9 protein-coding genes are annotated in these 21,664 nt (G+C 71.9%); 1 reads left to right on the forward strand and 8 read right to left on the reverse strand.

What is annotated here, in order from left to right; translation table 11 throughout:
- Window positions 1-228: 228 nt before the first annotated feature.
- The 8 genes from QQS16_RS03860 to QQS16_RS03895 form a co-directional block, all read right to left on the reverse strand.
- Entirely contained in the window at window positions 229-1,929 is a 1,701-nt protein-coding gene (locus QQS16_RS03860) for an ABC transporter transmembrane domain-containing protein (RefSeq protein ID WP_286060193.1), read from the reverse strand.
- Window positions 1,916-12,916, reverse strand: a complete 11,001-nt coding sequence (locus QQS16_RS03865; protein ID WP_286060194.1) for a non-ribosomal peptide synthetase — start codon at window positions 12,914-12,916, stop codon at window positions 1,916-1,918. The genes QQS16_RS03860 and QQS16_RS03865 overlap by 14 nt, the downstream gene beginning before the upstream one ends.
- Window positions 12,917-12,971: 55 nt before the next feature.
- Window positions 12,972-14,759, reverse strand: a complete 1,788-nt coding sequence (locus tag QQS16_RS03870) for an ABC transporter ATP-binding protein (protein ID WP_286060195.1) — start codon at window positions 14,757-14,759, stop codon at window positions 12,972-12,974.
- 2 nt (window positions 14,760-14,761) lie between these two features.
- Complete coding sequence (locus QQS16_RS03875; RefSeq protein WP_286060196.1) at window positions 14,762-15,820, reverse strand: iron-siderophore ABC transporter substrate-binding protein; 1,059 nt, start codon at window positions 15,818-15,820, stop codon at window positions 14,762-14,764.
- 112 nt (window positions 15,821-15,932) lie between these two features.
- On the reverse strand, window positions 15,933-16,772 hold the full coding sequence (locus tag QQS16_RS03880; RefSeq protein ID WP_286060197.1) for an ABC transporter ATP-binding protein: 840 nt from the start codon (window positions 16,770-16,772) through the stop codon (window positions 15,933-15,935).
- Between the two features lie 54 nt (window positions 16,773-16,826).
- The gene (locus QQS16_RS03885; protein WP_286060198.1) at window positions 16,827-17,909 is read right to left on the reverse strand and encodes a FecCD family ABC transporter permease; all 1,083 of its coding nucleotides are present in this window, start codon (window positions 17,907-17,909) and stop codon (window positions 16,827-16,829) included.
- Window positions 17,906-18,964: a FecCD family ABC transporter permease gene (locus QQS16_RS03890; protein WP_286060199.1), complete on the reverse strand. Its 1,059-nt coding sequence runs from the start codon at window positions 18,962-18,964 to the stop codon at window positions 17,906-17,908. The genes QQS16_RS03885 and QQS16_RS03890 overlap by 4 nt, the downstream gene beginning before the upstream one ends.
- A gap of 139 nt (window positions 18,965-19,103) precedes the next feature.
- Entirely contained in the window at window positions 19,104-20,459 is a 1,356-nt protein-coding gene (locus QQS16_RS03895; RefSeq protein WP_286060200.1) for a lysine N(6)-hydroxylase/L-ornithine N(5)-oxygenase family protein, read from the reverse strand.
- 253 nt (window positions 20,460-20,712) lie between these two features.
- Between QQS16_RS03895 and QQS16_RS03900 the strand changes: the two genes are divergently transcribed.
- Window positions 20,713-21,660 (forward strand): methionyl-tRNA formyltransferase, encoded by a 948-nt coding sequence (locus tag QQS16_RS03900; RefSeq protein WP_286060201.1) that lies wholly within the window; start codon window positions 20,713-20,715, stop codon window positions 21,658-21,660.
- The last annotated feature ends 4 nt before the right edge of the window (window positions 21,661-21,664 follow it).

The raw sequence follows: 21,664 nt of genomic DNA on the forward strand, positions 1-21,664 counted from the left end.
TTGCGCCGTTCCCCGCGCCCGCCCCTACGACGTCGCGTCGTTCCCCGCGCCCGCCCCTACGACGTCGCGTCGTTCCCCGCGCCCGCCCCTACGACGTCGCGTCGTTCCCCGCGCCCGCCCCTGCGACGTCGCGTCGTTCCCCGCGCCCGCCCCTGCGACGTTGCGCCGTTCCCGACGCCCCGCCCCTCAAAACACCGCGCGCCGGTCACCGCCCCCCGACGGGGTGCGTCACCTCGCGACCGCCGAGCAGTACGTCTCGTCCTTGGCGAGGAGGTGGCGGTGGGTGTCCTCGGCGGTGATGACGCCGTCGTCCAGGACGAGGACCCGGTCGGCGGCGTCCAGGAGGGCCGGGCTGCTGGTGATCACGAGGGTGGTGCGGCCCCGGCGCAGCTTCGCGACGTTGCGCGCGATGAGTTGTTCGGTGACCGCGTCGACGGCTGTCGTCGGGTCGTGCAGGACGAGGACGTCGGCGTCCGCGGCGAGGGCGCGGGCCAGGGACAGCCGTTGGCGCTGGCCCCCGGAGAGGTTCGAGCCGCGGTCGCGGACCGCGTAGTCGAGTCCTTCGCGGTGGAGGGCGACGACGTCGGTCAGCATCGACGCCTCGACGGCCTCGGGGACCATCCGGCTGGTGCCCGACGGGTCGATGTTCGTGCGCAGGGTGCCCGCGAAGATCTCCGCGTCGTACGGGTTCACCAGCAGGTGCCCGCGGACCGCCTCGATGGACAGGTCCGCCAGTGCCTGCCCGCTGACCCGCACCACGCCCTCGTAGGCGTCCGGCGGAACGCGCACGGCGAGCACCGACGCGAGGTCGGACGCCGTGCGTGGCTGGTAGGCGGCGATCGCCACGAACTCGCCGGCGGCCACCCGGAACCTCAGCTTGCGCAACGACCCGTACCGCAGGCAGTCGACCTCGAGGTCGCCGCCCGGGGCGGGGCGCTGCCGCCCCGGCGTCGTCACCGGCGGCGCGGTCAGCACCAGCGCCATCCGCTCGGCCGACGCGCGCGCCATCATCACGTACTTCGGCATCTCCGAGAACAGTTTGAGCGGTTCCATGATGAACTGCGCCAGCCCCACGGCCATGACCAGTTCGCCGATGGTGATCCGGCCGCCGAACGCCAGCCAGCCCGCCGTCAGGGTCACGGCGGCGGCGAGGACCGCGTTGAGGGCCAGCGCGGTGCCCGCGTACACGCCGTTGACGCGGGCGACGGTGATCGCCTGCTGCTTCGCCTCGGTGCTGACCCGCCGGTAGGACCGGAACGCCGCGTGGTTGCCGCCGAAGCCGTGCAGGGGGCGCAGGCCGATGATCAGGTCGGCGACCTTCGCGCCGGCCCGCGCCACCCGCGCCTGCTGTTCCTGGGTGCCGGCACCGATCCGCTTCGACAGCACGCTCAGGATCGACAGGATCGCGACCGTTCCCACGATCACCAGCAGGCCGAGCCGGATGTCGGCCAGGCCGAGCGCGACCGCGGCGACCAGCACCGCGACCAGCGAGCTGACCAGCAGCGGCACCACCTCGATGATGTCGGCGGTCTGGTCGGCGTCCTCGGTGGCGATGGTCAGCACCTCACCGGACTTGAGATCGACGTCCCTGGCCACCGGCTGGAGGCCGCACTCCGCGACCCGCACCCGCCAGCGGTGCGCCTCCGTCGTGTTGGCCTTCTGCAACACGCGCATCCCGAACCGCCACGACAGCGACACGGTCGTGATGATCACGGCCAGCGCGGCGATCGACAGGACGAGTGCGTCGACGCTCCGGTCCCGCAGCGCGTGTTCGACGATCAGGCCGAGCGCGATCGGGAAGGCGGTCTCGCCGGCCTGGTACAGGCCCATGAGGAGGGTGCCCCAGACCATGGCGCCGACATTGCGCCGCAGTGCGGTGCGGAGGATGTGGGACCCCGGGCGGGGCCGCTGCGTGTCAGGAGTTTTCATCGAGGTGACGGGCAATCGCTTCCGGGGTGCGCAGGGTGAACAGATCGCGGATCGTGATCACTGGACCGTACTCGCGGCGGAGCAGCCCGATCAGCCGCACCGCCAGCATGGAGTGCCCTCCGAGGGACACGAAGTCGCTCACCGCGCTCACCTCGTCGTCGTCCAGGTCCAGTGCCTCGGCGAAGTACTCGCACACCACGGTCTCGGTCTCGGTCTCCGGTCCCCGCTTCCCCGCCGTGGTGAGCGCGCCCAGCGGCTTGGCCTCCGGCAGCGCCTTGGTGTCGGCCTTCCCGTTCACGGTCAGCGGGATGCTGTCGACCTGGGCGTAGTGCGTCGGGCGCAAGAAGTCCGGCAGCCCGGCGCCCACGTCGGCGGCGACGGTCGCCAGGTCGGCGGAGCCGTCCAGCACGAGATAGGCGGCCAGCCGGTGGGCCCCGTCGACCTGCGGGTCCGGCTGGGCGACCGCGGCGACGAACCGCACCGCCGGATGCGCCGCGAACGAGGCCTCGACCTCGCCCGGTTCGACCCGGTGCCCCCGGATCTTCACCTGCTGGTCGGTGCGGCCCAGGTACACCAGGTTCCCGTCGGGACGCCGGATCACCAGGTCACCGGTGCGGTACATGCGCTCGCCGGGCGTGCCGAACGGGCAGGCGACGAAGCGGTGCGCGGTCTGGGCGGGCTGCCCGAGATAACCGCGCGCGATGCCGACGCCGGCCACGTACAGCTCGCCGGGGACGCCGTCCGGCAGCGGCCGCAGCCACGGGTCCAGTACGTACACGTCCGTGTTGTCGATGGCCACGCCCACCACCGGGTCCTGGCAGTCGAAGGTGCCGACGCCGAGGGTGTTGATGGTGTACTCGGTGGGCCCGTACAGGTTGTAGCCGACCGTGCCCTCGGTCTCGGCGAGCCGCTGCCACAGCGCCGGGGTGACGGCCTCGCCGCCCAGCAGCACCAGTGCCGGCCGTCGCTCAGGGCTGTCCAACAGCCCCTCGGCGACGAGCTGTTGCGCGTAGGTGGGGGTCACGTTGATGACGTCGATCGCGTGTTCCAGGCAGTACTCGACCAACCGGGGCGCGTCCCGGCGCAGTTCCTCGTCGCAGATGTGCACCTCGTGGCCGTCGGCGAGCCACAGCAGTTCCTCCCACGACATGTCGAACGCGAACGACACGGTGTGCGCGATCCGGAAGACCCGGTGCTCGTGCTCGGCGAGAACCGGCGCGAAGATCCGGCGCTGATGGTTGATCAGCATGTTGGTGAGCCCGGCGTACTCGGTCACCACGCCCTTGGGCTTCCCGGTCGACCCGGAGGTGTAGATCGTGTACGCGGGATGCCGCAGGCGGTCCGGGTCGTCCGGCGCGAACGTGCGGTACGGCTCGGCCTCGGGCAGCGGGCGGTCCAGCTCGATCAGTTCGGCCGGGCCGCCGGTCAGCCGCGGGGACACGGCGCTCACGGTGAGGACGACCTCCGGGCGGGCGTCCGCGACGATCGCGGCGATCCGCTCGTCCGGGTGGTCCAGCTCCAGCGGCACGTACGCGGCGCCGACGCGCAGCACGGCGAACAGCGCCACGATCGAGTCGAGGGAGCGGGGGATCGCGAGGCCCACGGTCGTCTCGGGGCCGACGCCGCGGCGGGCGAGCACACCCGCCACCGCGCGGCTGCGGTCCCGCAGCCCCGCGAAGGTCATGGTCGCGCCGTGCGCGACGAGCGCGACCCGATGCGGGTCGCGGTCCGCCGCCCGGTCGAACCGGTCGACGACGGTGTCCGTGCCGATGTCCGTGCGGGCGGCGGGCTCGGGTTCCGGCGCCAGACCGGGCAGCGTGCCGACCGGCCCGGTCGAGCGGGCCAGGTCCTCCAGTACGCGCAGGTAGTCGTCGAGGAGACGACGGGCGTTCCCGGTGTCGTCGTCGCGGTACTCCAGCTTGACCGTGAGCCGGTCGCCGGGGGTGACGACCCAGGTGAACGGGTAGTGGGTGGAGTCGTCGGCCTTCACCGAGGTGATGCCGTGCCTGGCGTTCATCGCGGCGAACGCGTCCAGGTCCAGGAAGTTCTGGAGCACGAACAGGTTGTCGAACAGGGTGTCGTGCCCGCTGGCCCGCTGGATCTCGCCGAGCCCCAGGTGCTCGTGCTCCATGGCCTCGACCCTGGCCGTCTGCACGGCCGACAGATACTCCCGGACCGTGTCGCCGGGCCGTGCCCGCGTCCACATGGGCACGGTGTTGAGCAGCACGCCGACGATGCCGGCCAGGCCCTCGCCCTCCCGGCCGGAGACGGTCACACCGAACACGGCGTCGCCGCGGCCGGTGTGCGCGCCGAGCAGGAGGCCGAACGCGCCGGTCAGCACCGAGTTCAGCGTGACGCCGTGCGTCTTGGCCGCTTCCCGCAGCAGGTCCGACTGTTCGGCGGACAGCGTGTGCACGAGAGCGCGCGGCAGGTCGTCCCCGAGGGACGGTGCCGGCCCGGCGAGCAGCGTCGGGCCCGGGAGTCCGGCCAGGTGCTCCGCCCAGAAGCGCTCCGCTACGGCGGGGTCCCTGGCGTCGAGCGCCCGGGCGTGGTCCTCGAAGCTGGGCGTGACCGGGGCCGGCGCCGGCAACTCGCCCGCGAGGGCGGCCTGGTAGGCGTCGAACAGGTCCCGCAGGACGATCTCCCGGGACCAGCCGTCCCACAGCAGCAGGTGGTAGCTCAGGAGCAGGCCGTCGCGGTCGTCGGGCAGCCGCACCACGGTCAGCCGGATCAGCGGCGGCTCGCCCGGGTCGAAGCCGGTGTCGCGGTCCCGGGCGCGCAGTGCGTCGGCCTCGGCCTCCGTCGCCAACTCGACGGTGCGGACGACGACTTGGCGGTCCGCGCTGAGGACCTGCACCGGGTTTCCGTCGTCGTCGGTGGTGAAGCCGGCGCCCACCACCGGGTGCCGTGCGATCACGTAGGCCATCGCCTGGGCCAGCGCTTCGGTGTCCAGGCGCCGGTCGAAGGTGAACCAGCTCTGCGCCACGTAGTGTCCGGCCGCGCCCGCCATCTGGGCCTGGAAGTACAGGCCCCGCTGGAGCGGGGTGACCGGTGCCGTGCGCTCGGCCGTCGCGGAGACGTCCGCGAGGTGCTCCAGTGCGCTCAGCCAGTGCCGGGCGATCTCGTCGGGGATGCCCTCGGCGAGGGTGAAGGCCGCGTGCAGGCTTCCGGTGGCCGCGTCGGTCCACGCGTTGACCTCGACGGCGTACGGACTGCCCTGACCGCCGCCGGTGACCTGCGGCACCTCGGACTCGGCGCCCCGGCCGAGGTAGTTGAACAGCACCTGCGGGCGGGCGCGCAGCAGCGGGGCCGTCTGCGGGTTGAGGTACCGGAGCTGCCCGTAGGCGATGTGTCCGCGCTCATCCGGCTGACGTTCGGCGACCTCCCGCGCGGCGGCGACGGGGTCGGTGTGCGCGGTGAGCCGTACGGGCGCGATGGAGGTGAACCAGCCGACGGTACGGGTGTAGTCGTGGTCCTCGAGGACCGGAACCCGGCCGTGCCGCTCCAGCTCGATCGCGAGATCGGTGGGCGACGGCTGGACGTGGGTCAGCGCGGTGCGCAGGGCGCCGCACAGCAACTCGGTGAGCCCGACACCGAGTGCGGCGGGCGCGGTGCGGGTCACGCGGTCGCTCACCTCGGGCGCGAGGACCACGGTGGTCTCGCGCGGGTCCTGGACCACGGGCAGCAGCGGGGGGGCCCGGAGCGTGGTGACCCAGTGCCCGAGGTCGTCGATCGCCCGGGCGGACCGGAGCGTCAGCGCTTCGGCGTACTCGGCGTAGGACGTGGTCGGCGGCGCCAGGTCCTCCCCGCGCAGGGCGGTGGCCAGGTCGTCCAGCAGGATCAGCCAGGACACCGCGTCGACGGCGAGGTGGTGCGCGGTGACCACCAGGGTCCGGCTCGCCTCCAGCCATGAGAACGCGACGACGTCACCGGACCCGGGATCGAGGCGGACGGCCGCCTCGTTCGCCGCGGCGGTCGCGTCGGCCGCGGCGGTCCGAAACACGGTGACCTCGCGGGCGGGTTCGGTGCGCAGGGCCCACACCCCGTGCTCGACGCGCAGCCGCAGCCGCAGGACCGGGTGCGCGGCAACGACGGCGTTCGCGGCGCGCTCGGCGTCGGCGAACCCGGTGCCGTCGGGGACCGCCAGCGTCCTCGCCTGCGCGAAGCGGGCGAGTGAGCCGCCCAGTTCCCGCTGGCGCAGGATGATCGGCGTGGGCGCCAGCGGGCCGTCGTCGCGGCGGGCGGGCGCGGGCGCCACGGCCTGCCGCGGTGTCCGCCTTCCCACGTGCTCGGCGAGCGCACGCGGCGTCCTGAACAGGAAGATGTCCCGGGGCGCGATCCGGAGGCCGAGCGTCCTGGCCCGGTTGATCACGGTGATGGCGACGATGCTGTCGCCTCCGGCGCGGAAGAAGTCGGTGTCGGCGTCCACGGCGGAGCCGGGCAGCGTGTCGGCGAAGATGCCGACGAGCGCGGGAAGCGCGGACACGGCGGCGTCCTCGTCCGCGCGCGCGTCGTGGCTGGTCGCGCTGTTCCCCGCGCCCCCGAGGGGCACGGCCGCGCGCTCGGTCAACGCCTTCCGGTCCAGCTTGCCGTTGACCGTGAGCGGCAGGGCGTCGACCGGCAGGACCCGGCCCGGCACCAGGTGCGCCGGCAGCTTCGCGGACAGCGACTCGACGAAGTCGCCGGGCACCCGCCCCACCACGTGCGCGACGAGGTGGTCGCCGCTGTCCGCCACGGTGACAGCCACGTCGACCACGCCGTCGAGTTCCCTGACCGCGGACTCCACCTCACCCGGCTCGATCCGGAATCCCTTGAGCTGCACCTGGTCGTCGGCGCGCCCCGCGAACTCCAGCTCGCCGTCGAGGGTGCGGCGGGCGAGGTCGCCCGTGTGGTACATGCGGGAACCGTCGCCCGCGAACGGGTCGGCCACGAACCGGCCGGCGGTGAGCCCCGGCCTGCCCAGGTAGCCGAGGGACACCTGGTCGCCGGCGACGTAGATCGCGCCCACCCGGCCCGGCGGCACCGGCCGGAGCCGGTCGTCGAGCAGGTAGGTGACCAGGCCGGGGATCGGGCCGCCGATCGGGCTGACGTCGCCGCCGGAGACGAAGTCCTCGTCGGTCAGCACCCGGTGGGTGACGTGGACGGTGGTCTCGGTGATGCCGTACATGTTGACCAGCTCGGGCGAACCGGTGCCGTGCCGTTCGACCCAGCCGCGCAGCCGCCCGGGGTCCAGTGCCTCGCCGCCGAAGATGATCCGGCGCAGGGCGGTGACCGGCTCGCCGGCATGCCGGTCGGCCTCGATGAACTGGTAGAACGCCGACGGGGTCTGGTTGAGCACGGTGACCCCGCGTTCACGGACCAGCCGGTGGAAGTCGACCGGGGAGCGGGTCAGTCCGTACTCCGGCACCAGCAGCTCACCGCCGTGCGCCAGGGCGCCCCACAACTCCCAGACCGCGAAGTCGAAGGAGAAGGAGTGGAACTGGACCCACACGTCCTGCGGGCCGAAGTCCATGCCGGGCCGGGTGTTGGCGAGCAGGGTCACCACGCTGGAGTGCGGGACGACGACGCCCTTGGGCCGGCCGGTCGATCCGGAGGTGTAGATCACGTAGGCGGGGTCGTGCCAACGGGCGCCGACGCCGGTCCCGTCGGTGGCCGACGGCGGCTCGTCCCCCTGCACCAGCACCCGGGCCGGCACTCCCGCCCGGTCCAGCAGCTCGGTGAAGCGGTCCCGCTGCTCAGGGTCCACGAGCACGACCTGGGGAGCGGCGTCGGCGAGGACGTACGCCAGCCGTTCGTCCGGGTACGCCAGGTCCAGCGGTACGTACGCGCCGCCCGCGGAGACGATCGCGACCAGGGCGACGACCTGCTCGACGGAACGCGGGACGGCGACCGCTACCCGGTTGCCCGGACCGACGCCCGCCGCGCGCAGGGCCGAGGCCAACTCGTTCTTCGCGTCGGCCAGTTCACCGTAGGTCAGCGACCGGGTACCGCCGTCGAGCGCGCACTGGGTGACGGCGGTGGCGGCCGGGTCGCGGCGTGCGGCGGCGTCGAACAGCTCGCCCAGGGTCGTCGGGGCGATCCGCGCGGAACGCGTGTCGCTCGCCGGCAGGAGGTCGTCGACCAGTGCGTCCGGCCCGGTGAGCAGGCCGGTGAGGGCGGAGGTGAAGGTGCGCAGGATCGTCCGGGCGCCCGCCTCCCCCAGCAGTTCGCCGTCGTAGATCAGGTTGAAGCGCGGACGGCCGTCGCGTGCGCGCTCCACCACCAGCGTCAACGGGTAGTGCGGGGCACCCTCGTTGACGATGCCGGTGACGGCCAGTTCGTCGTCGGGCCCGCGCAGCGCGTCCAGGTCGGTCGCGACGTCGAACACCACGAGGGTGTCGAACAGGGGGCCGTCGGCGCCGGCCTGGCGGCCGATCCGGGCCAGCGAGACGTGCTGGTGCGGCAGCACCGCGCTCTGGTGGTCCCGCACGGAGGCGAGCAGGTCGCGGGACGTGGTCGTGCCCGTCCAACGGGCGCGCACGGGGATCGTGTTGATGAACAGACCGACCATGTCCTCGATGCCGGGCACGTCCGCGTCGCGCCCGGACACCGTGGAGCCGAACACCACGTCCTCGCCCCGGAGAAGGCCGCCCAGCGTCACCGCCCAGGCGCTGTGCACGGCCACGCTCAGCGGCACCCCGGCCGCCCGGACGGCCGCGTCGAGGTCGTCCTGCGGCTGCACGGCGGTGTCGGCGAACCGGTCGGACGGGGTGTGTCCCTCGGCGACGAGTGAGGGGCCGGGCAGCTCGGCGAGCTGCTCGCGCCACACGCGGTCGCTCTCGTCGTCGTCGCGTGCGGCGAGCCGGCGCACGTGGTCGGGGAAGCCGCCGAGCGGGTACCGGGTGCCCGGCGCCTGGTACTCGGCCAGCAGCGCGCGGAGCATCGGCGGCACCGACCAGCCGTCGGCGATGATGTGGTGCACGGTCTGCACCAGGACCGTTCGGCCGGGGCCGCCGCGGATGAGCGTGTACCGCATCAGCGGGCCGGTGGCCAGGTCGAACCCGGCGCGGCGGTCGCGCTCGGCGAACTCGCGTATCTCGGCTTCGGTGATGCCGGGGCGGTCCAGCGTGGTGAAGGGTGCCTCCACGCCGTCCTCCAGGACGGAGACCACCCGGCCGTCGGCGAGGGGCACGAACCGCGCGGCCAGGTTCGGGTACAGCGTGAGCAGCCGGGTGGCGGCTGCCGCGAGCCGGTCGGCGTCCACCTCCCCGTCCAGGGTCAGCAGTTGCTGCTCGACGTAGGCGCCCGCCGAGTCGTCGTCGAAGACCGAGTGGAAGTACAGGCCCTCCTGCAACGGGGTCAGCGGCAGGATGTCCCGCAGCGACGGGCCGTCCAGGGCGTCGACGTCGGCCTGTGTCAGCGGCACCGGGGCGAAGTCGCTGGGCGAGTGGCCGCCCTGGTCGAGCGCGGCCAGCCCGGCCAGGGCTCCCCGGAAGTACTCGCCGAGCGTCGTGATGTCCTCGTCGGTGAACATCCCGTCGGGCCACGAGACGGTGGTGACCAGCTCGTACGCGCCGGTGGGGCCGGGTTCGGCGATCGCGTTGAACTCCAGGGCGCGCGGCAGGCGCATCCTCGGGTCACGCTTCTCGCCCAACTGGCCGGTCGTGGCGCCGAGTTGCCAGTCACCGGCCGCGCCCGCGGCGAAGCGGCCCAGGTAGTTGAACAGCACCTGCGGTGCGGGCGCGTCGAACTCGGTGTCGGTCAGGTAGCGCAGGGCGCCGTAGGAGACGCCGTTGTCCGGTACCCGGGCGAGGTCCTCCTTGACCGCCTTGAGCGCGGCGGCCAGGTACTCGGGGGCGGTGAGGTCCGTCGCCGCGCCGGGGTCCACGGTCACCGGGAACAGGGTGGTGAACCAGCCCACGGTCCGCGACAGCTCCGGCTCGAAGCCGGCGCTGCCGGCCACGAAACGCCCTTCGCGGCCGTGCCCCTCCAGTTCGATGTGCGCGAACGTCTGCTCCTGCCCCAGGTCGCGGCGCCACCGGGCGAGGGTGACGGCGAGCGCGGTCAGCAGTACGTCGTTGACGCCGGCGTGGAACCTCGCGGGTATCTCGCCCAGCAGCGCCGCCGTGACCTCCGGGCCGACCGAGAGGGTCCGCACCCGCTCCCGCGCCACGGTGTCGGTCTCGGCGGGCGCGCGCCTGCCGACCGGGTGGTCCTCCCCCGGCAGGGGACGCCGGTAGTAGGAGCTGTCCGCGTCGAACGCGGCGCGCTCCAGCAGCTGCGTCCAGCGCCGGAACGACGTGCCCACCGGGGGCAGTTCGATCGGCGTGCCCGAGGTGAGCTGCCGCCATGCCGTGGCGAGGTCCTCCATCAGGACCCGCCAGGACACGCCGTCGACGACCACGTGATGGACGACCACGACCAGTTGCCGTGCCTGGCGGCGCCAGACGGCCCGCAGCATCACGCCGCCCGCCGGGTCCAGCGCGTCGGTGGCGTGCGCGACGCACTCGTCGAGCGGCCGGTCGCTCTCCAGCCACCCGGCGGAGGCGAAGGCCCGCTCAGCGACGCGCCGCCCCGCCGCGGTCGGCGCGGCCCCGGCCCGGTCCGCCTCCGGGATGTCGAAGCTCCAGCGGTCGCCGCGTACCAGCCTGGCCCGCAGCATGTCGTGCCGGGCGATCACGGCGGCGAGGATCTCGTCGAGGGCGCCGGGGGTCAGGTCCGCGGGGGTGTTCAGCACCACCGACTGCACGAACCCGTCGATCGCGTCCGTGGTCTCGCCGAGCCACTGCACGATGGGCGAGCCCACCACGGAACCGGTCGCGACGTCCGAGTGGTCCACGGTGGAGACGTCCTCACGGCTCGCCACCGCCGCCAGCGCCCCCGCCGTGCCATGGGCGAAGATCTGCCGTGCCGTGACATGGAGACCCGCCGCGCGCAGCGCGCTCAGCAGCGAGATCGCCAGGATGCTGTCGCCGCCGAGCTGGAAGAAGTCCTGGTCGGCACCTACCTCGTCCACGTCCAGGCGCAGCACCGCGGCCATCGCGGCGCACACCGCGCGCTCGTTCTCGGTGGTGGGCGGGACGATCGGGCCCGCCCCGATCACGGGCTCCGGCAGCGCGTTGCGGTCGAGCTTGCCGTTCGCGGTGAGCGGGAACTCCGTCATCACCACGATGTGGGCGGGCACCATGTACTCCACCATGTGCGCGGCGGCCCACGCCCTGACCTCGTCCGCCCGCAGGTCCTCGCGCCCGGTGGCCGGGAGCACGTAGCCCACCAGGTAGGTGCCGCCGGCCGCGTTCTTCCTCGCGACGACGCAGGTGTGCCGTACACCGGGATGCTCGGCGAGACCGACCTCGACGTCCTCGATCTCCAGCCGCATCCCGCGGATCTTGATCTGGTTGTCGGCCCGGCCGAGGAAGTCCAGCGACCCGTCCGGGGCGAACCGCGCGAGGTCACCGGTCCGGTACAGCCGGGACCCGTCGTCCGCGAAGGGGTTGGCCACGAACCGGGACGCCGTGAGGCCGGGCGCGCCCACGTAGCCGCGCCCCAGGAGGAACCCGCCCACGTACAGTTCGCCGCCGACCCCGACCGATACCGGGCGCAACTCCTCGTCCAGCACGTACAACTGGGTGTTGGGGTTGGCCCTGCCGATCGACGTCGACAGGCGCTCCGCCGCTCCCCGGTAGATGACGTGCGAGACACCGATCGTCGTCTCGGCCGGGCCGTAGCCGTGGTACAGGGGGATGTCGAGCCGCGTGCGGAACCGCTCGTACAGTTCCGGGGTGAGCACCTCGCCGCCGCACCACACGTGCCGCAGGCTGTCGAGGCGCCCGGAGTCACCCACGATGTCCAGCAGGACGTCCAGCATCGACGACACCAGGTAGGTGAAGGTGACCCGCTGCTCCGCGATCACGCTCAGCAGGTGGTGCGGGTCCCGTTCGCCGCCGGGCCGCAGCACCACCAGCCTGCCGCCGGACACCAGCGGCAGGAAGATCTCGTTGATGGAGATGTCGAAGGACAGCGGCGCCTTGAACAGGGAGGCGTCGTCGTGGCCGAAGCCCAGGATCTCGTCGACCTGCCACAGCAGGCGCTCGCTGATCGCCTCGTGCCGGATCATCGCGCCCTTGGGCCGCCCGGTCGAACCGGACGTGAAGATCACGTAGGCGAGGGCGTCGCCGGGGACGGTGACTGCGGTGCCCTGCGTGGGAAGGGAACCGAACCGCCAGTCGCCGAGGTCGACGGCCACCGCTTCCGGTTCGCCCGGGCCGTGCTCGCCCGAGTCGTTGAGCTGCGCCACGACGCGGGCGTCCTGGATGACGACGGCTCGGCGCGCGGCGGGCCACTGCGGATCGAGCGGCACGAAGGCGCACCCCGCCCGGAGCACACCGAGCAGCCCGATGACCATCTCGGCGGAGCGGCCCAGTGAGATGCCGACGACCTGCTCGGCGGTGAGCCCGCGTTCGGTCAGATGGTGGGCCAACTGGGCTGACAGGTCGGCTGTCTGACCGTAGGTCAGCGAACGGTGCTCGTCGACGACGGCGACGGCGTCCGGCCTGGTCCGCGCCTGTTCCAGGAACATCTCCACGATGGTCGGGCGGACCCGGTCGGCCCGGGTGTCGTTCCACTCGGCCAGGGCCTGGAGCCGCGCCGCCACACTGGACGGACCGATGGTGCCCAGGGGCCGGTCCGGGAAGTCGGCCAGGTCGTCCAGCGCGAGCCGCGCCTCGTCCGGCGCGACACCGTCCGGGACGGCGATGCTGTGTCCGTCCGCGCCCACGTCCCAACCCCGGGGACCGGCACCGCCGTTGTCGACCCAGCCGAGGACGTCGGCGAACAGGGTGCCCGGGGCGAGGTCGATGCCGTCGGGGCTGCTGCCCGTCGCCCAGTACGACAGCCCGATGGCGCACGCCTGGGCGATGGTCCTGTCCGGGAAGTCGCCGACGCGCCGACGTACGTCGGCCAGGCGTGCGGGAGAAAGCAGCAGGAGACGTGCGGTCGGTTCCCTCATCGAAGACTCAGCGTCCCTTCCAAGCCATGGAAGCCGGCACCCACCTCGGGTCGGCTCAACTGCCCTCTCGCCAGGCCTGCCACAGCCGTGCGTACCGGCCGCCCAGAGCCACCAGCTCCTCGTGCGTTCCCTGCTCCACCACCCGTCCCGCGTCCAGCACGGCGATCCGGTCCGCCGCCATCGCCTGGGTCAGCCGGTGCGCCACGAACAGCGTGGTGCGGCCCGCACACGCGGCCAGCACGGCCCGCTCCAGCTCGGCGGCGCCCTCGCTGCCCGCCTCCGCGGTGGACTCGTCGAGCACCACCACCGGTGACCGGGCCAGCACCAGCCGGGCCAGGGCGACCTGGGCGACCTTGGTGACGTCCAGGCGCTCGCCGCCCTCCCCGACCGGGGTGTGCAGCCCGTCGGGCAGCGCGTCGACCCACCGGTCGGCGCCCACCGTGCGCAGCGCGTCCCTCAGTTCGGCGTCGGTCGCCTCCGGCGCGGCCAGCCGCAGGTCGTCGGCGAGCGTCCCGGAGAACACATGGGTCTCCTGCGTCAGGATGCTCACCAGGGCCCGCGCCCCGGCCTCGTCCAGACCGGCGAGGTCGGTCGTCCCGACACGCACCGATCCGGCCTGCGGGGTGCCGATGCCCGCGATCAGCGCGGCCAGCGTCGTCTTGCCCGCCCCGGTCGCCCCCACCAGCGCGAGCGAGCCGCCGGCCGGGATGGTCAGGTCGACCTCCCGCAGGACCGGCTCGTCGGCGCCGGGGTAACGGAACGTCAGCCCTTGCACGGTCACCGCGTACGGTGCCGCGTCCGCCGCCGCGACGGACGCGTCGCCCACCAGCCGGTCCTCCGCGGCCTCCCCCAGTACGCCGACCAGCCGGGTCAGGCTGGCGCCCGACTTCTGGGCCTCGTCGAAGGTGAACATGATGGATCCCAGCGGGGTGAACAGCCGGTGGAACAGCAGCGGCGCCGCCGACACCTCGCCCAGGCTGGCGGCGTCGGCCTCCAGCAGGGCGTACCCCACCACGATGATCAGGACCAGCCCGATGAACTCGGCGCGGTTCTCCCGGCCGACGAACCGGCCGAAGAACCGGAACACCTCGATACCGAGTTCGCGCACCCGCCACGACTCACGGGTGACCTTCTCGCGGAAGGCCTCCTCGAGGCGGTACGCCCGCACCGTGTCGATCCCGTTCAGCCCGCTCATCAGCGCCTGCGCCCGGTCTCCCTGAGCCACTCGCTGCTTCCGGTAGAGCGGCGCGGACCTGGGGAGGTACCAGCGCAGGGCCAGCGCGTACGCGGGCAGCGCGCCGGCGCCGGCCAGGCCGAGGCGCCAGTCCAGTCCGAACATTCCGGCCGTGGCGATGGCGACCAGGACTCCCGCCGAGAACACCGTGGGGACGGCCGTCCGGATGCCCTTGGAGATGACGGCCACGTCGTCACCGACCCTGGACAGTACGTCTCCCCGGCCGACCTGTTCGATCCGTGCGCTCGGCATGCCCAGCACCGCCCGGACGGCACCTTCGCGCAGCCGGGCGAGCAGATCCGCGCCCAGCCGTCCGATCAGGTACGTCGACACCGCGGTGGCCGCCGCGCCGAGCAGCGCGGCGGACACCATCAGCACCCCGACGGTGACCAGGATCGAGCGCGACTCGCCCTCGACCACCCCGTCGACCACCCGGCCCAGCAGCAGCACCGGGAGCACCTGGAGCGCCGCCCCGGCCACCGTGGTGAGCACGGTGGCCGCCGTCAGCCACGGCACCTCGCGGCAGTGCGCCGCGACCCATCGGGTGGCCTCGCCTCCGCTCGCCGTCCGCAGGGTCGCCGGGACGACACGCGTGTCAGTGGCGCTCACACCTACTCGGCCGACTTGACGAGCTCGTCGATGGCGTACGGCATCGACAGCAGGGTGCCCTGCGAGATGGCCGCGCCGACCGCCGGGCCCTCACTGTCCAGCAGGTACGACACGTTGCCCTTCTTCACGGCGTCCAGGTTGGTGAACAGCTTGAACTTCTTGAGCGCTTCCGTGTCCGCCTTGTCGTTGATGACGAAGATGCGGTCGACGTCGATCAGGTCGATGCGCTCCGGGGAGAGCTTGGTGTAGAAGCTGCCGTCCGCGACCTTGTCGATCTCGGTCTGGTAGCCGAAGCCGATCCCCGTCACCAGCCGTCCGCGCACGTCGGTGGAGGTGAACGGCGCCACGGAGTCCTCGTACCAGGACAGCACGACGGCCTTCTGGTCCGCGAACGCGGGGTGCGCCTTCTTGGCCGCGTCGAGCTGCCCCTGGATGTCCGCCACCATCTTCTCGCCCTCCTCGGCCTTGCCGAGGGCCTTGGCGATGTGCAGGGCGTTGTCCTGCCAGGGCGCGCTGAACGGCTCCTTCTCGGCCTTGGTACGGCCCACCGTGGGGGCGATCTTGGAGAGCTTGTCGTAGGCGGCCTGGTCGATCTCGGAGTAGACCGCGATGATCAGGTCCGGGCGCAGGGCGGCGATCTTCTCGTAGTTGGGGCCGGTGTCACCGTTCTTCATGATGACCTCGGGCTTGGTGTCGCCCCACTCGTCCTTCACCCAGGGCCACTGGGTGTTGATGTCGGGGGTCTTGCCCGGCGGGTTCGGGTACTGGTCGACCATGCCGACCGGCTTGATGCCGAACGCCAGGATGGTCTGGTCGTCCGTGTAGCCGACGGAGACGACCCGCTGGGGCGCCTCGGTGACCTTGGTGGATCCGAACGCGTGCTCCACGGTGACCGGGAACGCGCCGGCGGCGGCGGGCGTGGTGCTGTCGCCTGCCTTGTCCGAGTCGGACGACGAGTCGGAACCGCATCCGGCGAGGAGGCCGACGCCGAGGGTCGCGGCGGACAGGACCGCCGCCAATCGCCGCCGGGATCCCTTGAACGTCATTCGATGGAGGAGCATTCGAAATCCCTTGCTTTCGCGCTGTCCACTGCGCCCCCGTCTCAAGGGCAGGCAAACCTTACCCCGACTAGGTGAGGTTAGCCTAGCCTAACTTGGTGAACTTTATGATGAGCTAGCCGAGTTGGACGTGCGTGCGACCGATCGGCACGATGAGCGGCCGGTCGCCGACCGGGTCGTCGATCACCTTGGCGCGCAGCCCGAACGCCTCGTGGAGCAGCTCGGCGGTGATCACGTCACGCGGATGGCCCTGCGCCAGGATCGACCCCTCCCTCATCACCACCAGGTTGTCGCTGTAGCGCGTGGCCAGGTTGAGGTCGTGCAGCACCATGACCACGGTGCACCCGGACTCGTGCAGGTCGTCCACCAGGTCGAGCACGTCGATCGCGTGCGCCAGGTCCAGGTAGGTGGTCGGCTCGTCGAGGAGCAGCAGGTCGGTGCCCTGGGCCAGGGTCATCGAGATCCACACGCGCTGCCGCTGTCCGCCGGACAGCGAGTCGACCGGACGGTCCGCCAGGTCGGACACCCCGGTCATGGCCAACGCGCGCTCCACGACGGCGACATCGTCCGACGACCACTGCCGCAGCCAGCTCTGGTGCGGGTGGCGGCCCCTGGCGACCAGGTCGGACACCGTCAGCCCCTCCGGCGCGACCGGCGCCTGCGGCAGCAGGCCGAGCTTCTTCGCCACATCCCTGGTCCTGAGCTTGACGATGTCGTCACCGTCCAGCACGACCGTCCCCCTGGTCGGCTTGAGCAGGCGTGACAGGGTGCGCAACAGGGTTGATTTCCCGCACCCGTTGGGGCCGATGACCGTGGTGATCACCCCGGGCGGGATCGCCACGTCGAGACCGTCGATGACGATCCGGCCGCCGTACCCGACCGTGACCCCCCTGGCCGCCAGCCGTGACGCGCTATCAACCCCGGGCTCGGGCTCGGTGATGGACTGAGCGACCACAAGGCCCCCTATCTTTAGGTTTGCCTCACCTTTGTACCAGCTATCAGCTACCGGCTATCTGAGGTTCGCCCGCACCAGCAGATAGACGAGGAACGGCCCGCCGATCGCGGCGGTGACCACGCCGACCGGGAGACTGATCGGCAGCGCCGTGCGCGCCACCAGGTCCGCCCCGATCAGCAGCAGCGCTCCCACCACGCCGGAGGCCACCATCGGCGGCGTCGGACACCTCGCCAGCCGCATCGCCACCTGCGGTGCCACCAGCGCGACGAACGGGACCGGACCGGCCGCGCTCACCGCCACCGCGGCCAGCAGCACCGCGCACAGCAGCAGGACGGCCCGCACCACCGAGTACCGCACGCCCAGGCCCGCGGCGACCTCGTCGCCGAAGTGCAGGGGCTTGAACTGGAACGCGGCGCAGGACACGACTACCAGCAGGGCCAGCGAGCACCACAGCGCCACCCACACCTCGTCCCACGACCGGTTGTCGAGCGAACCGACCAGCCACGCCTGGGCCTGGGCCACGTCCCTGATGTCGGCCGTGACCAGCAGCCAGGTCGTGATCGCCTCCATCACGGCGCTCACCGAGATGCCGATCAGGATGAGCCGGAAGCCGTCGATCCCCCGCCGCCACGCCAGGAAGTACACCAGCAGGCCCGTGCCGAGACCGCCGGCGAGCGCCGCCCCCGACAGGCCCACCGCGTTGACGACCGCGGCGGAGGTTCCGCCCGACACCGTCACCAGGAACACCGAGACCGCGCCGGCGCCTCCGGTGATCCCCAGGATGTCCGGACTGGCCAGCGGATTGCGGGCGATGGACTGGGTGATCGCCCCGGACACCCCGAGCGCGATCCCGACGACGAGACCGGCCAGGGCACGCGGCATCCGCAGGTCCATGATCACGAACTCGTCGACCGGCTCCCCCCGGCCGAAGATCGTGGCGATCACCTGGGGCAGGCCGATGGGGAAGTCCCCGACACCGATGGACAGGCAGAAGAGCAGGAAGGCCGCCGCCGCCAGCAGCAGCGTGACGGACACCATCCAGGGCCGCCAGACGAACGACACCTGGCCGAGCCGCACGCCCGGCGCCACCGATGGCTTCGCGTCCGTCCCGTCCGGCTTCACGTCTGTCCCGTTCATGCGTTCTTGAACTTTCCGCGCCACACGAGAGCCGCGAAGAACGGGGCGCCGAGGAGTGCGACGACGACACCCGCGTCCAGCTCGCCCGGCCGCACCACCAGGCGCCCCACGATGTCGCAGACCAGCAGGACGATGGCCCCGAGCAGACCCGCGTACGGCACCAGCCAGCGGTAGTCCGGTCCGGTCAGGTACCGGGCCACGTGGGCCACCATCAGGCCGAGGAACGCGATGGGACCGCACGCCGCCGTCGCCGCTCCCGCCAGCAGGGTGATGGCGACGATGCCGACGGTCCGGCTCAGCGCGATGTTCGCGCCCAGCCCCCGCGCCACGTCGTCCCCCAGGTTGAGCAGGTTGATGGTGGGCAGCGTGGTGAGCGCCAGCACCAGCCCGGCCGCGACGAACGCGGTCACCGGCCAGATGACGTCGAAGCCGACACCGGCCACCGAGCCCGCGTTCCAGAACCGCAGCGCGTTCAGCGAGGCCTGGTTGGACAGCGCGACCGCCGTGGTCATCGCCATGAGGAACACCGTGATCCCCTGCCCGGCCAGGGCGAGGGTCAACGGGTTGCCGGCGCCCCGGCCGATGCTCGCCAGCCCGAACACGACGACACCGGCGACGGCGGCCCCCAGGAAGGCGAACCAGACGTACTGGAACGGGTCGGTGAACCCGAACACGGCGATCACCGACACCACGGCGAACGAGGCGCCGGTGTTCACGCCCAGCAGGCCGGTGTCGGCGATCGGGTTGCGCGTGTACCCCTGGATCAACGCTCCGCCGACCCCCAGGGCGATGCCCGCCACGAGCGCGAGCACCGTCCGGGGCACCCGCACGGTGCGCACGATCAGCCTGATCTCGGTGAGCCGCTGGTCGGGATCCGGCGCGGCGAACAAGCCGTGCCACACCTCGTCGGGGCTCAACGCGCGCGCCCCGACGGCCAACGACACCGCCGCCGTCACCACCAGGACCGCCAGGAGCGTGCCCAGCCCCACAACCCGCCGCCGACGGGCCTCCGTTGTGGCCCCGGGTGCGGGGCGTTCCACTGCAGTCGTGCCCATGTCGACGTACGTTATCCCTTTGATCCATCAGAGGCGCGGGGCCAGTCGGACACCCCCACGTGCTGCCGTGCCGGTACCCGGCCGTGGCCGGGCGCGCCTGCCCGGAGGAACGAGCCCCCGGGCACGGGACGCGCGCCGGCTAGCGGGCGGTGCCGCCGGTTCCGTCGGCGACCGTCCGGGCCTCGTCGGAATCGGACTTGCGGCTCCGGTCCAGGAGCGAGTCCAGGATCTCGCCGACCCTGATGGCGGTGTTGGACAGCAGGGAGGACGTGATGCCGTGCGTGTGCTCCGTGCCGCCCTGAAGGTAGATGCCACAGCTCAGACCGGGGTCCGTCGCGACGCGGTAGTCCCGCTCGACGCGCACCCGGCCCTCGCCGTCGCGCAGGCACAGATCGCCGGCCTCGCCGAGCAGGCCGAGCGGATCGGCGGGGCTGTACCCGGTGGCGAAGACCACGACATCCGCGTCCAGGGCGGACTCCTCGCCGGTGACCAGGGAGGTGACGGTGGCCCGCACCTTGTCCGGGGTCTCCTCGACGCCGGTGAGCCGGGACACGTTGAGGAAGCGCAGCCGCTCGGTGCCGAGCACCTTCTCCCGGTACATCTCCCGGTACAGGTCGTCGATCAGGTCGATGTCCACCACGGAGTAGTTGGTGTTGCCGTGGTAGTCCATCAGCCGGCGTTTGACGATCTCGGGCGCGGCGAAGTACTCGTCGACCGCCGCGGGATCGAAGATCCGGTTGGCGAAGGCGCTGTCGTCGGCGGGGCTGTAGCCGTAGCGGGAGAAGACCGCGCAGACCTCCGCCTCGGGGAAGCGGCGGTGCAGGTAGGCGACGTTCTCGGCGGCGCTCTGCCCGGCGCCCACGACGATGAACCGGGAGGGCGAGGTGCCCTGTAGTCCGTCGACCCGCCTCAGCAGTTCGGAGTTGTGCCAGACGCGGTCGCCCCGCCGCACGTTCTCCGGCATGAGGGGACGCAGTCCGGTGCCGATGACGAGGTTGCGGGCCCGGTGGACGACCAGTCCCTCCCCGGACCTGACCGTCACCTCCAGGTACTCCACGGCTCCGTCGCGCAGGGCGGGCGCTACGCCGACGACCTCGTGACCGTAGGAGACCATGTCCTCGACCTGGGCCGCGGCCCACTCGAAGTAGTCGTGGAACTCGACCCGCAGCGGGAAGAGGTTCTTGTGGTTGATGAAGTCGATCAGCCGTCCCCTGCTCTTCAGGTAGCAGAGGAAGCTGAACTCACTGGCGGGGTTCCGCAGTGTCACCAGGTCCTTGAGGAAGGACACCTGCATGGTCGCGTCGTCGATCAGCATGCCGCGGTGCCAGCCGAAGCTCGGCTGCTGCTCGAAGAAGTGAGCCGTGACCGCCTCCTGCCCGTCGGCCCGTGCGTTGTGCTCGCTGAGTGCGATCGCCATGGCGACATTGGAGGGTCCGAAGCCAATGCCGATGAGGTCGTGGACCAGAGGTACGTCGCCAGGAAGAACCTGTGACATGTCACTCCCATCTTGCGGGCGGCCGGTTGCCCGGCTCGGAGATGCGGGAGGAGGGCACGCCGCAAGGCGAGCCCGTGAAACTTAGGGAAGCCTAAGCTTAGGTTGAGAGGCTGTCGATGGGACGAAGCGGACAATCGAGAATCCGATGACCGCTGACGGGTCATCAAATACTCGCCCAGCATGCGGCATTGCAAGCTTAGGTAAGCCTTGCTTTACTGACGGCGGTCCATGTCCTGCCCCGAGGAGGAACCGCATGCGGGTCGTCATGTTCGGCTATCAGACATGGGGGCACCGCACCCTGCGGGCCTTGCTGGATTCCGAGCACGACGTGGTGCTGGTCGTGACGCATCCCAAGAGCGAACACGCCTACGAGCGGATCTGGAGCGACTCGGTCGCCGACCTCGCCGAGGAACACGGCGTCCCGGTCGTCATCCGCAACCGCCCCGACGACGAGGAGCTGTTGGCCCGGCTCAAGGACGCCGATCCGGACATCATCGTCGCCAACAACTGGCGGACCTGGATCCCCCCGCACATCTTCGGCATGCCCCGTCACGGCACCCTCAACATCCACGACTCGCTGCTGCCGAAATACGCCGGCTTCTCCCCGCTGATCTGGGCGCTCATCAACGGCGAGAGCGAAGTCGGCGTCACCGCCCACCTGATGGACGAGGAACTCGACGCCGGGGACATCGTCATCCAGCGGGCGGTCCCGGTCGGGCCGAAGGACACGGCCACCGACCTGTTCCACAGGACCGTCGACCTCATCGCGCCGGTCACCACGGAGGCCCTCGGCCTCATCGCCTCGGGACAGACCGAGTTCACCAAGCAGGACCGTTCGCAGGCCAGCTTCTTCCACAAGCGCTCCGCAGAGGACATCCGCATCGACTGGCACTGGCCCGCCGAGGACCTGGAACGCCTGGTCCGCGCCCAGTCCGCCCCCTATCCGAGCGCCTTCACCTTCCACAAGGGCAAGCGACTGGAGATCCTCTCCGCCGTGGTGTCCGAGGGACGGTACGGCGGCACCCCGGGCCGGATCTTCTACCGCGAGGGCGACGGCGTGGTGATCGTCGCCGGAGCCGACGCCCGCACCGGCCGCAACCACGGCCTGGCCATCACCCGTGTACGGACCGAGGACGGCCGGGAGTTGACCGGGACCGAGTACTTCACCTCCATGGGCGGCTACCTCACCGGTCGTCCCTGAGCAG

This window comes from Streptomyces sp. ALI-76-A (assembly GCF_030287445.1).
Taxonomy (GTDB): domain Bacteria; phylum Actinomycetota; class Actinomycetes; order Streptomycetales; family Streptomycetaceae; genus Streptomyces.